Genomic DNA, 16,230 nt, shown 5'->3' on the forward strand with positions numbered 1-16,230 from the left:
CCACGCTCGGCTACCGTTGGCTTCAACCTGCAGGCACGACGGTGACGTGATCGACATCGATGTCGGTGGGCTTGAAGCGATGCGTGTCGACCTTGCCACGCAGCTCGACCACGGTGTCGGCACCGATGGCCTGCGGCGGCAGGTCTTCGTCATCGATCTCGACCTCGATCTGGCCGCTGGCATCACGGAACTGGTAGCGCTCGTCACCGATCTTGGCGGTGAGGGTGCCACGCAGCACCACCGGATGATCATCGCGCTGCGCACGTGCGTCAGCGACGGTGCTGGCAGCGGCCCCTGCCCCCGGCCCGGTGTACTGCGCGAAGGCCTGCGGGCTCAGCAGGGCCAGCGGCGTGGCGATGAAAGCGATGGCGATCAGTCGGTTCATGGCGTTCTCCATACAGGGATCAGTACGCACAGGTTCTATCGCCTTCGACGTGATACCCATGCAATAGATCCGAAAAGATGTGAATGCGACATTCATTGTCAGAACGCGTTCAGATCCGGAAGCGGGCTCTTATCGTGCGGACCAACGTTCCGCGGTCGCCATCCGCCGAAGCCGATCAGGGCACAAAAAAAAACGCCCCGCAGATGCGGGGCGTTCTCGGCACAACCTACGCGGGGCGATCAGCCCTGGTAGTCGCGCACGTCGCTGCCGGTGTAGACCTGGCGCGGACGGCCGATCTTCATTTCCGGATCGACCTGCTGTTCCAGCCAATGCGACACCCAGCCGGAAGTACGGCCCAAGGCGAACATGACGGTGAACATTTCGGTCGGGATCTGCAGCGCCTTGTAGATGATGCCGCTGTAGAAATCGACGTTCGGGTACAGCTTGCGGGCGACGAAGTACTCGTCCTGCAACGCAGCCTGTTCCAGCTTCACGGCCACGTCCAGCAGCGGATCCTGCACGCCCAGCTGCTTGAGCACCTTGCTGGTCATCTCGCCGATGACCTTGGCGCGCGGGTCGAAGTTCTTGTAGACGCGGTGGCCGAAGCCCATCAGGCGGAAGCCGGAGGTCTTGTCCTTGGCCTTGACCACGGCGGACTCGACGTTGTCGGCGCTGCCGATCTCTTCCAGCATCTTCAGCACGGCTTCGTTGGCACCGCCGTGGGCCGGACCCCACAGCGCGGTGACGCCCGCAGCGACCGACGCGTACGGGTTGGCACCGGTCGAGCCGACCAGGCGCACGGTCGAGGTCGAGGCGTTCTGCTCGTGGTCGGCATGCAGGATGAACAGCAGGTCCAGTGCCTTGACCACGTCCGGGTTCAGGTCGTACTGGCCGTCAGCCGACTCGAAGGTCTGCTTCAGGAAGCGGCTGACGTAGTCCAGCGAGGTGTCCGGCTTGTTGGCCGGCAGGCCCTTGCCATGGCGGTAGATCAGCGCCGACAGGGTCGGCACCTTGGCGATCAGGCGCACGGCGGCCTGGCGGCGCTGTTCGGCGTCGGACAGGTCCAGCGAGTCGTGGTAGATGGCCGACAGCTGCGCGATTGCAGCGGCCAGGATGGCCATCGGATGGGCATCCTTGGCGAAGCTGCCGATCAGGGTGTTGATCGACTCATCGACGTTGGCTTCGGCGGTCAGCTCATCGGTGAAGGCCTTCAGCTGCTCGGCGCTCGGGCGCTCGCCGTTGATCAGCAGGTAGGCCACTTCGACGTAGCTCGACTTTTCCGACAGCTGTTCGATCGGGTAGCCGCGGTACAGCAGCACGCCCTTGTCGCCGTCGATGTAGGTGATGGCGGACTTGCAGCTGGCCGTCGCGGTGAAGCCGGAATCGTAGGTGAAGAACCCCGTTTCCTTGGTCAGCTTCGCGATGTCGACGCAGTCGTTGCCAAGGGTGGGTTTGATGACGGGCAGAACGACCGACTTGTCGCCGGCGTTGAGCGTGACCTGATCAAGATCGGACACTGTGTGCGCTCCTTCATGGGAAGGCGCCTGCCCAAGCGCATTGGTCAGGCACGTGAATGACGTCCTCGGCCTGTGCCGGGGATCAGGTCATTATCGCACAGCAGCATTTGCCCGGCGCTAGACAGAAGTCGTATACGACAGGCAGCCAGACACCGGCCATTGAGCGGCCCGGATCGGCAAAAGCGTTGTCACACGAACGCAGTGTTCCGCCCATCCAAACGCCCGTTGGGTTGGCGTTGGGGAAAAACAAACGGCCGCGCAGAGCGCGGCCGTTGGTTCGAAGCTGGATCGACAGATCAGCGCGCGTAGCGCTTCTGGAACTTGTCGATACGGCCCGAGGTGTCGATGACCTTGTGCTTGCCCGTGTAGAACGGGTGCGAAGCCGAGGAAATTTCAACCTTGACCAGCGGGTATTCGTTGCCGTCTTCCCACTGGATGGTTTCCTTCGTCGCCATGGTCGAGCGGGTCAGGATCTTGAAATCGGAGGTGACGTCATGGAAGACGACGTCGCGGTAGTTCGGATGGATATCGGCCTTCATGGGCTCACACCGTAAATGGGCTGGTGGTCAAGAGCGGCATTATAAGCACCGGTTGCCGCCCGGGGCAACCGGTGCCGGTCAATCGACGTCAGTCCGCACCCAGGGCCTGGCGCACCAGGGCCTCGAAACGCTGCTGGTCGTAGGCCATCAGCAGATCGCAGTTGTCCGGCTGGCCGGTCTGGCGGTTCCAATCGACGATGGTGGCGCCGCGGCTGAACGTGCCGTTCAGCTCCACGTTCAGCGGGCGCGACTCGACCCGCAGCTGCCCTTCGGGGTTCAGCGCCCAGGCCATGGCCACCGCATCGGCGGTGTACCAGCGCCCGCCCTTGCTGTCTTCGGACAGGCCACGGGTCTTGCGCGAGATCAGTTCGTAGAAGCGGGCGCGATCGGAATCGGCCTGCAGCCACTTCTCGGCGTCCTGCAGCGGCAAGCCATGGGCGACGGTGGCCTCCCAGTCCGACACCAGCAGGTGCTTGAACGAGGTGAACACCACGTGCGCCGCTTCCGGGTCGAACGCAATGTTGAATTCGGCCGCCGGGGTGATGTTGCCGTGGCAGGTGACCGCGCCGCCCATCACCACGATGCGCTTGATGCGCTCGGGCAGGGTCGGGTCCAGCTTCAGTGCCAGGGCAAGGTTGGTCAGCGGGCCCAGCATCACCAGCATCAGTTCGCCGGCGTGCTCGTGCGACAGGCGCAGGATGGCCAGTGCGGCGTGTTCGGCTTCAGCCTGGCGGCTCGGCGGCGGCAGGTCCACGTCGCCGTAGCCGTCACGGCCATGCACGTGGGCAGCGTCAACGGAGGGATGCAGCAGCGGATCCGGGCTGCCGGCAAACACCGGTACGTCGGTGCGGCCGACGATGTCGCAGAGCTTGAGGGCGTTGCGGACGGTGTACTGCAGGCCGACGTTGCCGGCGGCGATGGTCAGGGCGACCACGTCATGCCGTTCGTCGGCAAAGGCCATCAGCAGGGCCAGGGCGTCGTCCACACCGGGGTCGGTGTCGATCAACAGGGGGATCTTGTGGGTCATCGTTGCCGTCTTCAGATCGGCAACGAAGTGTGGACCGGGATGATGACCGTTGCAAGTACGGGGTGTTGGGGTTCTGGCAGGGCTGCGCCCTGCACCCGCAGAGGCAGGAGCAACGGCAACGGCAACAGCAACGTCGAAAGCTGGTTTCCTGGGGTATGGCGGGGTGGGTCCGGTGGCGGGGGACGCCGTGAACCCGTCCATGGGGGCTTGGCCGCGGCATCCATGCCGCGGACACCCCCGCAACCGGACCCACCCCGCCTTCGACAGATCGCTACCGCTGTTGGTAGGTGTCGACCTTGGTCGACACATCCACGCAATGCGTGGATGAACATGGAAATGATCGAAAGCGATGTCTGTAGAGTCGAGCCATGCTCGATTCACGCGCGCAGCGCGAACGGCAGCCGAGCATGGGCTCGGCTCTACAGGGATCAGGCCGAGGCGTAACGCACGGCGGTGCCGATCCAGCGCTGCACCACACGATCGGCCAGCGCGGGTTGCTGGTCCAGCAGGCGCTCGGCCAGGTCATGCACGCCGGGCAGCAGGCCGGCGTCACGGGCCAGGTCGGCGATGCGGAAACCGGCCAGGCCGGTCTGCCGGGTACCCAGCAATTCACCGGGACCACGCAATTCCAGATCCTTCTCGGCAATGACGAAACCATCGTTGGTTTCGCGCATGGTCTGCAGGCGCTCGCGTGCCATCTGCGAGAGCGGTGCCTGGTACAGCAGCACGCAGCGCGATACCGCAGAACCACGGCCGACGCGGCCGCGCAGCTGGTGCAGCTGGGCCAGGCCCAGGCGCTCGGCGTTCTCGATCACCATCAGCGAGGCGTTCGGCACATCCACGCCCACTTCAATTACCGTGGTCGCCACCAGCAGGTCGATGTCGCCGGCCTTGAACGCCACCATCGTCGCCAGCTTTTCGGCGGCTTTCAGGCGACCATGCACCAGCCCCACGCGCACGCCCGGCAACAGCGCCTGCAGCGATTCGTAGGTGGCCTGCGCCGGGGTGGCATCCAGTTCTTCGCTCTCCTCGATGAGGGTGCACACCCAGTACACCTGCCGCCCTTCCTGGCAGGCCAGTGCGATGCGCTCGATCAGCTCGGGACGACGATCGTTGTTGAGCGCGACGGTCTGCACCGGGGTGCGGCCCGGCGGCAGTTCGTCGATGGCCGACACATCCAGGTCCGCGTATTCGGACATCGCCAGCGTGCGCGGAATCGGCGTGGCGGTCATCACCAGCTGGTGTGGCACGCTGTTGCCGCCTGCGCCCTTGTCGCGCAGCGCCAAGCGCTGGTGCACGCCGAAGCGGTGCTGCTCGTCGACGATGGCGAGCGCCAGATCCTGGAACACCACCGCCTCCTGCATCAGCGCGTGGGTACCAACCACCACCTGCGCTTCGCCGCTGGCGACCTGCTCCATCACCTTGGCGCGCGCCTTGCCGGTGACTTTGCCGGCCAGCCAGGCGATGCGCACACCGAGCGGCTCCAGCCAGCCGCGCAGGTTGTTGAGATGTTGTTCGGCCAGCAGCTCGGTGGGCGCAGCCAATGCAACCTGCTTGCCCTGCTCCACCGCCAGCATCGCCGCCAGCGCGGCGACCACGGTCTTGCCGGAGCCCACATCGCCCTGCACCAGCCGCAGCATCGGGCTGGGCCGCGCGAGGTCTTCGCGGATCTGCTTGAACACGCGCGCCTGCGCGCCGGTGAGCGCGAACGGCAGCTGCTTCAGCAGCGCCTTGGCCAGCTTGCCAGGACCGGCCAGCGGCGGCGCATGGTGTGCCTGCAAGGCAATGCGCTGGCGACGCAGGCTGAGGTGATGGGCCAGCAGTTCTTCCATCGCCAGGCGACGCTGCGCCGGGTGGGTGCCGGCGGCCAGCGCGGCCAGATCGGCATCTGGTGGCGGCCGGTGCACGGTCAGCAGCGCGCTGCGCAGTGACGGCAGCCCGAGGCCATCGAGCCAGCCGCTGGGCAGCAGTTCCAGCGCGCTTTCCTCGGGCAGGCGGTCCAGCGCCTGGCCGATCAGCTTGCGCATGGTCATCGGACCGACGCCTTCGACGGTGGGATACACCGGGTCGAGGCGGTCGCCGAGTTCGGGATCGTCGTTGCGGCCCAGCACCTGGTAGCTGGGGTGGACGATTTCCAGGCCGAGCTGGCCCGGTTTGGGCGTGCCGAAGCAGCGCAGCCGGTTGCCGACCGCGAACTGGCCGACCTGCTGCTGGCGGAAGTGGAAGAAGCGCAGCACCAAAGTGCCCCGCCCTTCGTCTTCCACCGCCACTTTCAGCATCGGCCGGTAGCGCATGCCGCGCTCGACCGCGACCACCCGCCCTTCCACCTGCGCCGGTACGCCGTTGCGCAGGTCTTCAATGCGGGTCAGCCGGGTCCGGTCTTCATAGCGCAGCGGCAGATGAAGCCAGAGATCCTGCAGGGTGGCCAGGCCACGCGCCTGCAGTTTGGCGGCCACGGCCGGACCGACGCCCGCGAGCATCGCCAGGGATGCTTCGCCGGACGGTGACAGGACCGGGGTGACCGCCGCCTTGCGTGCCACGTGGCGGTCAGTCGATGACCATCACCGCGTCGACCTCGAAGTTGGCGCCCTTCGGCAGGCCGGAGACTTCGATGGTGGAACGGGCCGGGTACGGGGCCTGGAAGTAGTCCTGCATGACCGCGTTGACCTTGGCGAACTCGCCCAGATCGGTCAGGTACAGGCCCAGACGCACGACCTTGTCCAGCGAGCCACCAGCGGCTTCGGCCACGGCCTTGAGGTTGTCAAAGGCGCGGCGGGCCTGTGCTTCGACGTCGCCGGCGCCGACGATGTCGCCGGTGGCCGGGTCGAGCGGGATCTGGCCGGAGAAGTACACGGTGTTGCCGGCGCGCACGGCCTGCGAGTACGGGCCGATGGCGGCGGGGGCCTTTTCGGTGTTGATGATCTGGCGGGACATGGGTCGCTCCGGTGCTTGGGGGAAAACAGAGCGGTGATTGTACCGGCTGGGCGCGGCATCGGCTGGGGTCGGATCCGTTTCCCGGCGGGAAACGGCTCTGACCCCGTGCATGCGATCGGGTCACGCGATGGGGTCAGAGCCCTCTCCGTTGGAGAGGGATCCGACCCCGGATCCGAAGCAGGGTTATTGGCGGCGTACCGACTGCACGACCGACAGACGACGCAGGCGGCGCATCACTTCGGCCAGGTGGTTGCGGTCGCGTACCTGGATGTTGAACGCCAGCACGGCGGCGTTGAAGTCGCGGTCCAGGTAGTCCACGCGCTCGATGTTGGAATGGCTCTGGGCGATGGCGGCGGCCAGCTGCGCCAGCACGCCGGTGCCGTTCTCTACTTCCACCACCAGCGAAGTGTCGTAGTCGCCGGAAACGGTGGTGTCCCAGCCGATCGGCACCCAGCGCTCGGGCGACTTGCGCAGCTCGGCCAGGTTCGGGCAGTCCATGCGGTGCACCACGATGCCCTTGCCGGCGGTGTGGTAGCCCATGATCTCGTCGCCGGGAATCGGCTGGCAGCAGCCGGCGAAGGTGACCACGCCGCGCTCGCTGCCGTTGATCAGGATCTTCTCCTGCGAATGGTGGCGCGAATGCGGGCCGCCACGCAGTTCGGCGTAGGCCATCAGCGCCTGCGCGGCCTGGGTCGGCATCCAGTTGCCCAGCGCGACCTCGGCCAGCAGCGCCTCCAGGCGCGGGAAACGATGCTCGGCCAGGAACGCATCCAGGCGCCCCTTCGGCAGCCGTTCCAGCGACGAATCCATCGCCTCCAGCGCACGGTCGAGCATGCGGTGGCCCAGCTGCACGGCATCTTCGTGTTCCAGCTGCTTGAGCTGGTGGCGGATGGCAGTGCGCGCCTTGCTGGTAACCACGAATTCCAGCCACTGCGGTTTCGGCGTGGCCGAGCGTGCGGTGATGATCTCCACCGACTGCCCCGACACCAGCTTGGTGCGCAGTGGCACCAGCTTCTTGTCAACGCGCGAGGCCACCGCCATGTTGCCGACATCGGTATGCACGGCGTAGGCGAAATCGAGCGCGGTGGAATTGCGCGGCAGGGCCAGGATCTTGCCCTTCGGGGTGAACAGGTAGACCTCGTCCGGGAACAGGTCGACCTTGACGTTGTCGAGGAACTCCAGCGAAGAGCCGGCAGCGCGCTGCGAGTCGATCAGTTCGACGATCCAGGCGTGGGCACGGCTCTGCGCGCTGTTGGGCGAATCGCCACCAAACTTGTAGGTCCAGTGCGCGGCCACGCCGCGCTCGGCGATCAGGTCCATTTCCTCGGTACGGATCTGCACTTCGATCGGCGAGCCATACGGCCCGAACAGCACGGTGTGCAGCGACTGGTAGCCGTTGGCCTTGGGAATGGCGATGAAATCGCGGAAGCGGCCATCCAGCGGTTTGAAGGTGGCATGCACCGAACCCAGCGCGTGGTAACAGCTGGGCACGCTGCGCACGACCAGGCGGAAGCCGAACACGTCCATCACCTGGTCGAAGGATTTGTTCTCGTCGCGCATCTTGTTGTAGATGCTCCACGGGGTCTTGATGCGGCTGATCAGCCGATGCTCGATCCCCTCCTTGGCCAGGCGCTGCGACAGCTGCACTTCCACCTGCGCCATCGCCTCGCGGCGCACCACCGGCTGGCTGCGGATGTGTTTTTCAATGATGGCGTGGCGCCACGGGTAGAGCGCCTTGAAGCCGAGGTTCTGCAGCTCGCTCTTGACCAGGCTCATGCCCAGGCGCTGGGCGATGGGTGCGTAGATCTCCAGCGTCTCGCGGGCGATGCGGCCGCGCGCTTCGCGGCTCTGCGCGCCCAGCGTGCGCATGTTGTGCAGGCGGTCGGCCAGCTTGATCATGATCACGCGCAGGTCGCGCGACATCGCCAGCAGCATCTTGCGGAAGCTCTCGGCGGCCGCTTCCTGGCGGTCGCGGAACTTCAGCTTGTCCAGCTTGGTCACGCCGTCGACCAGTTCGGCCACGGCCTCGCCGAACTCGGCAGCCAGCGCCTCGCGGGTGAGCGGGGTGTCTTCGATGGTGTCGTGCAGGATCGCGGCGATCAGCGCTTCCACGTCCAGGCCGAGCTCGGCCAGCACCTGGGCCACGGCCACCGGATGGGTGATATAGGGCTCGCCCGACTTGCGCGTCTGCCCAGCGTGCGCGGAGGCACCGACTTCCCAGGCACGGCGCAGCAGCGGCAGCTGTTCCGGCGGCAGGTAATGGGCGGCGCGTTCAAGCTGGAGGACGTAGTCGGGTACGGCGGCAGCGGGGGCTGCGGCGACCTTGGCAGTGGGGCCTGGGTTCATGCCCGAAGCCTATTCCAGCGCGACGTTTACGGCAAATCCTGAATGCGAAACAGCCCGCACGGGGCGGGCTGTTCGGCGATCCAGCAATGACGTTGATCGATGCGATCAATCGTCGTTCTTGGACATGTCTTCGTCGGCGACCACTTCGGCGGCAGCCCACTCCAGCGCTTCGCGCTCGGCGCGCTCACGCTCGGCCTTCTCGACTTCGTCGATCAGCGCGTTGTCGATCTTGCGGGCGGCGATTTCGCGCAGCGCCAGCACGGTCGGCTTGTCCTCGGTCTCGCTGTTGTCCAGCGTGGCCTGCACGCCGTTGGCGAGCTGGCGGGCACGCTTGGAAGCCATCATGACCAGTTCGAAACGGTTGTTAACGACTTCCAGGCAATCTTCTACGGTGATGCGGGCCATACGGGCTCCCGGCGACCGGTCGGCCGCTCAGTCGAATGAGGGAAAGGGGACGGAGTGTACTGGCAGGGGCTGGACAAAATCAAGCCAACCCCCACCCGATTCTTTTGGAATCAGTCAGTTGCACCCGGATCGGGGGTCAGCAGGGCCTGGATCAGGCCGGCATGGCGGACCTTCTGGGCCTCCCGGCGCAGGCGGCTGGCGGTGAAGATGGCGCACAGCTCGTCCACCGCAGTGTCGAACACCTCGTTGACGATGACGTAGTCGAACTCGTTGAAGTGCAGCATTTCATCGCGGGCCGCGCCCAGGCGCTGGGCGATGACCGCCTCGCTGTCCTGGCCGCGCTTGCGCATGCGGTCCTGCAGGGCCTGCTTGGATGGCGGCAGGATGAACACGGTAACCGTGCCCGGCACCAGCTGGCGCACCTGCTGCGCGCCCTGCCAGTCGATCTCCAGCAGTACGTCCTGGCCGGCGGCCAGCTGCGGCTCCACCGACTGGCGGGCAGTGCCCTTCCAGTCGCCGTGCACCCAGGCGTGTTCGAAGAAGTCGCCGGCGGCGATCATTTGCTCGAACTTCTCCGCAGAGACGAAATGGTAGTGCTGGCCGTTCACTTCACCCGGGCGCATCGCGCGCGAGGTGAAGGAGATCGACAGGGCGATCTGCGGGTCACGCGCCAGGGTGGCATTGACGATGCTGCTCTTGCCGGCACCGGACGGGGCGGCAACGATGTAGAGCGTGCCGCGCGCAACGGCGTCCGACGGCTTCGACGGGGCGCTCATGCGGGGGATCCAACGGGTTGATTTCGCAAAATTTTTCCTCGGTGTTCCAGATCCGGCGCGGAGGATCGCGCCAGGACGGCGGGGCTGCGCGGAACATCCTGGAACCAGGCCCGGCAGACGCTTTCCCCGGGGGGCGGGCACGCAACTTTACCAGAGCGGCCCCGTTGCGCGCCCGTCTGGCGGGCGCCGGGCCTTGTGCCACATGGGCGTGCGGGGGCTGTGCTATAACCGGGCCGTACCCAACGACAGCCCGGAGGCCTGCGCCTCCCCGCCATCCCAGGAGAACGGCATGCCATCGATGAGCCGCCGCCAGTTCCTGAAAGTGACCGGGACAACCCTGGTCGGCTCCAGCCTGGCATTGATGGGCTTCGCGCCCGGCATCGCGCTCGCGGAGGTCAGGCAGTACAAGCTGACCCGCGCGACCGAGACCCGCAACACCTGTACCTACTGTTCGGTGGCCTGCGGCATCCTGATGTACAGCCTCGGCGATGGTGCCAAGAACGCCGAGCCGAGCATCTTCCATATCGAAGGCGACCCGGACCATCCGGTGAACCGCGGCACGCTGTGCCCGAAGGGCGCCGGCCTGGCCGACATCATCCACAGCAAGTCGCGCCTGCTCTACCCCGAGTACCGCGCGCCGGGCTCGAACGAGTGGAAGCGGCTGAGCTGGGACGATGCGCTGGACCGCATCGCGCGGCTGATGAAGGAAGACCGCGATGCCAACTTCGTGCAGAAGAACGAGGCCGGGCAGACGGTCAACCGCTGGCTGACCACCGGCATGCTGGCGGCCTCGGCCACCAGCAATGAAACCGCGGTGCTGACCCACAAGGTCGTGCGCTCCCTTGGCATGTTGGCATTCGACAACCAGGCACGTGTCTGACACGGCCCGACGGTGGCAGGTCTTGCCCCGACGCTAGGCCGTGGTGCGATGACGAATCACTGGGTCGACATCAAGAATGCCGACCTGATCCTGATCATGGGTGGCAATGCCGCCGAGGCGCACCCGTGCGGGTTCAAATGGGTGACCGAGGCCAAGGCACACAACAAGGCACGCCTGATCGTGGTCGATCCGCGCTTCAACCGCTCGGCCGCGGTGGCCGACGTGTACGCGCCGATCCGCACCGGTACCGACATCGTGTTCCTGGGGGGCCTGATCAACTACCTGTTGACCGAGGACCGCATCCAGCACGAGTACGTGCTGAACTACACCGACATGTCGTTCCTGGTGAAGGACGAGTTCGCCTTCAAGGACGGCCTGTATTCGGGCTACAACGCAGAAAAGCGCAGCTACGACCGCTCCAGCTGGGACTACGCCTACGGTGACGACGGCTTCGTGCGCAGCGACCCGACGCTGAAGGACCCGCGCTGCGTCTACAACCTGCTCAAGCAGCACTATGCGCGCTACACGGTGGAGATGGTCGAACGCATCTGCGGCACGCCGGCCGACAGCATCCGCCAGATCTGGGACATGATCGCGTCCACCGCCGGCAAGGACAAGGCGATGACCATCCTGTACGCGCTGGGCTGGACGCAGCACTCGATCGGCGCGCAGAACGTGCGTGCCGGCACCATGGTGCAGCTGCTGCTGGGCAACATCGGCGTGGCCGGTGGCGGCATGAACGCCTTGCGCGGGCATTCCAACATCCAGGGCCTGACCGACATCGGCCTGATGTCCGACCTGCTGCCCGGCTACCTGACCCTGCCGAAACAGGACGAGCAGGACTACGAGGCCTACATCGCCAAGCGCACGCAGAAGCCGCTGCGCGCCAACCAGATGTCGTTCTGGCAGAACTACCCGAAGTTCCACGTCAGCCTGATGAAATCGTGGTGGGGCGACGCCGCCACCGCCGACAACAACTGGTGTTTCGATTACCTGCCCAAGCTCGACAAGCCGTACGACATGCTGCAGGCGTACGAGCTGATGAACGAAGGCAAGATCCACGGCTACATCTGCCAGGGCTTCAATCCGCTGGCCTCGGCGCCGAACAAGGGCAAGCTGATCAGCGCGTTCTCCAAGCTGAAGTTCATGGTCAGCATGGACCCGCTGGAAACCGAGACCATCGCCTTCTGGCAGAACCACGGTGCGTTGAACGACGTCGACCCGAGCACGATCCAGACCGAAGTATTCCGCCTGCCGACCACCTCCTTCGCCGAGGAGAACGGCGCGGTGGTGAATTCCTCGCGCTGGCTGCAGTGGCACTGGAAGGGTGCCAACCCACCGGGAGAAGCGCGCAGCGACATCGAGATCATGTCCGAGCTGTTCCATCGCATCAAGGCGATGTACGAGAAGGACGGCGGGGCGTGGTGGGAGCCGGTGCGCGACCTGGCCTGGAACTACGCCAACCCTGAGGTACCCACGCCCGAAGAACTGGCGATGGAATACAACGGCAAGGCGCTGGCCGATGTGTTCGATCCGAAGGACCCAACCAAGCTGGTGCGCAAGGCCGGCGAGCAGCTGGCCGCATTCGGCGACCTGCGCGACGACGGCAGCACCGCCTCCGGCTGCTGGATCTACATCGGTGCCTGGGGCCCGACCGGCAACATGATGGCGCGGCGTGACAACAGCGACCCCACCGGCATCGGCAACACGCTGGGCTGGGCCTGGGCGTGGCCGGCCAATCGTCGCGTGATGTACAACCGCGCCTCGTGCGACGTCGCCGGAAAGCCATTTGATCCACGGCGCACGCTGCTGGCGTGGAACGGGAAAAACTGGGGCAGCGTGGACGTGCCCGACTTCAAGGCCGACGAAGATCCCGCCGGCGGAATGGGCCCGTTCATCATGAACCCGGAGGGCATCGCGCGCTTCTTCGCCAAGGCCGGCATGGCCGAAGGCCCGTTCCCGGAGCACTACGAACCGTTCGATACACCGCTGCGCAGCAACCCGCTCAGCCCCGGCCAGGCACTGACGCTGAACAACCCGGCCGCCCGCGTATTCGCCAGCGATCGCGCACAGATCGGTTCGCCGGACGAGTTCCCGCATGTGGCCACCACCTACCGCCTGACCGAGCATTTCCACTTCTGGACCAAGCACGGCAAGTTGAACGCCATCATCCAGCCCGAGCAGTTCGTCGAGATCGGCGCGGCGTTGGCCGACGAGCTGGGCATCAATAACGGCAGCCGCGTGCGGGTCAGTTCCAAGCGCGGCCACATCGAAGCGGTCGCCATGGTGACCAAGCGCATCAAGGCCCTGCAGATCGATGGCCGGACCGTGCACCAGGTGGGCGTGCCGATCCACTGGGGCTTCCTCGGTGCGGCCAAGCCCGGATACATCGCCAATACGCTGACCAACGCCATCGGTGACGGCAACTCGCAGACGCCCGAATCGAAGTGCATCCTGGTCAAGGTCGAGAAGGTGTAGGAGACACGCCATGTCACTGCAATCCCTGGACATCATCCGCCGCTCGGCCACCACCACGCCCTCGCCGGAGGCGCGTGGTGCGCACACCGGCCAGGTCGCCAAGCTGATCGATGTGAGCAAGTGCATCGGCTGCAAGGCCTGCCAGGTCGCCTGCATGGAGTGGAATGACCTGCGCGACGAAGTGGGCAGCTGCGTTGGCAGCTACGACAACCCGCCCGACCTGAGCGACCAGTCGTGGACGGTGATGAAGTTCCGCGAGTACGAGGACGAGAAGGGCAAGCTGGAGTGGCTGATCCGCAAGGAAGGCTGCATGCACTGCAGCGATCCGGGCTGCCTGAAGGCCTGTCCGTCGCCCGGCGCGATCATCCAGTACGCCAATGGCATCGTCGACTTCCAGGAAGAGAACTGCATCGGCTGCGGCTACTGCGTGACCGGTTGTCCGTTCGACGTGCCGCGCATCTCCAAGAAGGACCACAAGGCCTACAAGTGCACGCTGTGTTCGGACCGGGTGGCGGTGGGCCAGGAACCGGCCTGCGTGAAGACCTGCCCGACCGGCGCGATTACCTTCGGCAGCAAGCAGGCGATGACCGAGCACGCGGCCGGACGCGTGGAAGACCTGAAATCTCGCGGCTACGAGAACGCCGGCCTGTACGATCCGCAGGGCGTCGGCGGCACCCACGTGATGTACGTGCTGCAGCACGTGGACAAGCCGGAGCTGTATGCCGACCTGCCCAAGGACCCGCGCATCAGCCCGATGGTGGAGGTGTGGAAGGGCGTGGCCAAGCCGCTGGGCGTGCTGGCGATCGCCGCCACCGCCTTCGCCGGCTTCCTGCATTACATCGGCATCGGCCGCAACACGGTCAATGACGAGGAAGAAGAGGAAGCCGAGCACGAGGCGAAGAAGATCGAAGAGGAGCAGCGGCCATGAAGTACGCCCCGCACCCGCGCCAGATCATCCGCTACCGCGCACCGACCCGCATCAACCACTGGATCGTGGCGATCTGCTTCGTGTTGACCGCGCTGTCCGGGCTGGCGCTGTTCCACCCTGCCCTGTTCCCGTTGACCCAGCTGTTCGGTGGCGGCCCCTGGACGCGCATCCTGCATCCGTTCATCGGGCTGGCCATGGTGGTGGGCTTTGCGCTGCTGGCGTTCCGCATGTGGCGCGACAATCTGCCGACCGCCGACGATCGCGCATGGATGCGCGGCATGCGCGATGTACTGCGCAACGAGGATGAGAAGCTGCCGCCGGTGGGCCGTTTCAATGCCGGCCAGAAGCTGCTGTTCTGGGCCATCATCGGCTGCCTGTCGGCGCTGCTGCTGACCGGCTTCGTGATCTGGCGGCAGTACTTCAGCCACTTCTTCCCGATCGGGGTGATCCGCCTCTCGGTGCTGGCCCATGCGCTGTTCGGCTGGGTGCTGGTGTGCGCGATCGTGGTGCACATCTATGCGGCGATCTGGATCAAGGGCTCGGTGCGGGCGATGACCCAGGGCAAGGTGACCTATGGGTGGGCGTACAAGCATCACCGGCAGTGGTTCAGGGACATCCTGCGCGGACGTCGGGAAGAGGGTTAGCGGCAGGGCCTGCGGCCCTGCACCCGCAGAGGCAAGGTCAACGTCAACGTCAAGAGCGGGCTTCCTGAGGGGTGGCGGGGTGGGTCCGGTTGCGGGGGACGCCGTCAACCCGTCCTTGGGGGCTTGGCCGCGGCATCCATGCCGCGGACACCCCCGCAACCGGATCCACCCCGCCTTCCACAGTTTCCCGCTGCTGTCGGAATGGCATGAGCTGCTCTTGGTGGGTGTCGACCTTGGTCGACACGATGAACATGGCGACGACCGAAACCGGTTTTTGTAGAGTCGAGCCGTGCTCGACTGCTTTGCTCGACTGCGTTGTTTGAACCCGCTGGACGCGAGCGCCGACAACGGCGAGGATGGAGGCTGGTTCTTCTGGCTGGCCCTGCATGGCGCAACGCATCCTTGAACCCGGTGAGATCGAGACGCTCGCCTCGCGCGATGTGCCGCGCATCATCCTGCCCGATATCGAGTCACTGTTCGCTGAGCGCGCGACGCGCCTGCGCAGCCTGGCCGCGCACAGTGCCATCGGCGGCTACCTGCAGCTGCTGGCGGCGTTGGCCGATGCACAGCAGGCGCTGCTGGATGAGCTGACACCGCAGCAGCGCGAGGCACTGCAGTCGCAGGCGCGCGCGCAGCAGTCGAGTGCGGCGGCCGGTGCCGGCATGCCGTTGCGGCCGGCCAACACGCTTCAGCTGGATGGATGCTGGCGCGACTGGCTGCGCACGCTGTGCCAGCACTGTGCCGACGAAACGGGGCTGCCGCTGGAAACCCGGCAGGAGCTGCAACGCGTCGCCGCGGCCGACGACGCCTGGCTGGATGCGCAGGCGCACGCGGTGCTGGAGCGCGATGACGCGCCGTCGGTGGATGCGGTCGCTGCGCTGCTGGTGATGAACGCACTGCAGGTTTACTGGGCGGTGCTCGCAGCCAGCTTCCGCCCTATCGACCTGAAGCCGCTGGCTGATGCGCCAGGGCTGTGCCCGCTGTGCGGCACGTTGCCGGTGACCAGCGTGGTGCAGGCGCGGCCACCCTATGCGTCCTACCGTTACCTGTCGTGCTCGCTGTGCGCCTGCCAGTGGCACTACGTGCGCGTGCAGTGCAGCCAGTGTGGTGCCGCCGGCAAGGACATCGCCTATCGCGCCCTGGCCGATGTGGACGGCGACAGCGGCGAGGCGGTGCGCGAGAGCGCGGTGCGTGCCGAGACCTGCGACCACTGCCACAGCTACCGCAAGATCCTGTATCTGGAAAAGGACCCGTCACTGGAGCCGGTGGCCGATGACCTCGGCACGCTGGCGCTGGATCTGCTGCTGGCCGAGGAAGGCTATGCGCGTGCCAGCCAGAATCCTCTGCTGTGGCAATCCGACGGCGATTGAG

Annotated in this window: 13 protein-coding genes; 4 read left to right on the forward strand and 9 right to left on the reverse strand. The window is 66.0% G+C overall.

Going from position 1 to position 16,230, the window contains the following annotated elements; genetic code table 11:
* Positions 1 to 22 precede the first annotated feature (22 nt).
* From Q9Q79_RS16420 to gmk, 9 genes are all read right to left on the reverse strand, one after another.
* Positions 23 to 385, reverse strand: a complete 363-nt coding sequence (locus tag Q9Q79_RS16420) for a NirD/YgiW/YdeI family stress tolerance protein (RefSeq protein WP_005418949.1) — start codon at positions 383 to 385, stop codon at positions 23 to 25.
* A gap of 239 nt (positions 386 to 624) precedes the next feature.
* Positions 625 to 1,902, reverse strand: a complete 1,278-nt coding sequence (locus Q9Q79_RS16425) for a citrate synthase (protein ID WP_005410870.1) — start codon at positions 1,900 to 1,902, stop codon at positions 625 to 627.
* A 296-nt stretch (positions 1,903 to 2,198) separates the two neighbouring features.
* Positions 2,199 to 2,441, reverse strand: a complete 243-nt coding sequence (locus tag Q9Q79_RS16430) for a type B 50S ribosomal protein L31 (RefSeq protein WP_005410871.1) — start codon at positions 2,439 to 2,441, stop codon at positions 2,199 to 2,201.
* Between the two features lie 88 nt (positions 2,442 to 2,529).
* Positions 2,530 to 3,468, reverse strand: coding sequence for a nucleoside hydrolase (locus Q9Q79_RS16435; RefSeq protein WP_005410872.1), 939 nt, complete (start codon positions 3,466 to 3,468; stop codon positions 2,530 to 2,532).
* Positions 3,469 to 3,896: 428 nt separating this feature from the next.
* Complete coding sequence (gene recG / locus Q9Q79_RS16440) at positions 3,897 to 6,008, reverse strand: ATP-dependent DNA helicase RecG (RefSeq protein ID WP_005410874.1); 2,112 nt, start codon at positions 6,006 to 6,008, stop codon at positions 3,897 to 3,899.
* A gap of 7 nt (positions 6,009 to 6,015) precedes the next feature.
* Positions 6,016 to 6,402: a RidA family protein gene (locus tag Q9Q79_RS16445; RefSeq protein WP_005410875.1), complete on the reverse strand. Its 387-nt coding sequence runs from the start codon at positions 6,400 to 6,402 to the stop codon at positions 6,016 to 6,018.
* A 183-nt stretch (positions 6,403 to 6,585) separates the two neighbouring features.
* Positions 6,586 to 8,748: a bifunctional (p)ppGpp synthetase/guanosine-3',5'-bis(diphosphate) 3'-pyrophosphohydrolase gene (locus Q9Q79_RS16450; protein ID WP_005410876.1), complete on the reverse strand. Its 2,163-nt coding sequence runs from the start codon at positions 8,746 to 8,748 to the stop codon at positions 6,586 to 6,588.
* Positions 8,749 to 8,853: 105 nt separating this feature from the next.
* Positions 8,854 to 9,153 carry a DNA-directed RNA polymerase subunit omega gene (gene rpoZ, locus Q9Q79_RS16455; protein WP_005410877.1) on the reverse strand — a complete coding sequence of 100 codons (300 nt, stop codon included), beginning with the start codon at positions 9,151 to 9,153 and terminating at the stop codon, positions 8,854 to 8,856.
* Positions 9,154 to 9,263: 110 nt separating this feature from the next.
* A complete protein-coding gene (gmk, locus tag Q9Q79_RS16460) occupies positions 9,264 to 9,929 on the reverse strand; it encodes a guanylate kinase (RefSeq protein WP_005410878.1) in 666 nt (221 codons plus the stop codon).
* 289 nt (positions 9,930 to 10,218) lie between these two features.
* Here gmk and fdnG point away from each other — a divergent pair, with 289 nt between their 5' ends.
* From fdnG to fdhE, 4 genes are all read left to right on the forward strand, one after another.
* On the forward strand, positions 10,219 to 13,287 hold the full coding sequence (fdnG, locus tag Q9Q79_RS16465) for a formate dehydrogenase-N subunit alpha (RefSeq protein ID WP_146200850.1): 3,069 nt from the start codon (positions 10,219 to 10,221) through the stop codon (positions 13,285 to 13,287).
* A gap of 10 nt (positions 13,288 to 13,297) precedes the next feature.
* Positions 13,298 to 14,215 (forward strand): formate dehydrogenase subunit beta, encoded by a 918-nt coding sequence (gene fdxH / locus Q9Q79_RS16470; RefSeq protein ID WP_005410881.1) that lies wholly within the window; start codon positions 13,298 to 13,300, stop codon positions 14,213 to 14,215.
* On the forward strand, positions 14,212 to 14,859 hold the full coding sequence (locus Q9Q79_RS16475; RefSeq protein WP_049460870.1) for a formate dehydrogenase subunit gamma: 648 nt from the start codon (positions 14,212 to 14,214) through the stop codon (positions 14,857 to 14,859). The genes fdxH and Q9Q79_RS16475 overlap by 4 nt, the downstream gene beginning before the upstream one ends.
* Positions 14,860 to 15,245: 386 nt before the next feature.
* Positions 15,246 to 16,229, forward strand: a complete 984-nt coding sequence (gene fdhE, locus Q9Q79_RS16480) for a formate dehydrogenase accessory protein FdhE (protein WP_087802384.1) — start codon at positions 15,246 to 15,248, stop codon at positions 16,227 to 16,229.
* The last annotated feature ends 1 nt before the right edge of the window (position 16,230 follow it).

The organism is Stenotrophomonas sp. a6 (genome assembly GCF_030913325.1).
Classification (GTDB): Bacteria; Pseudomonadota; Gammaproteobacteria; order Xanthomonadales; family Xanthomonadaceae; genus Stenotrophomonas; species Stenotrophomonas maltophilia.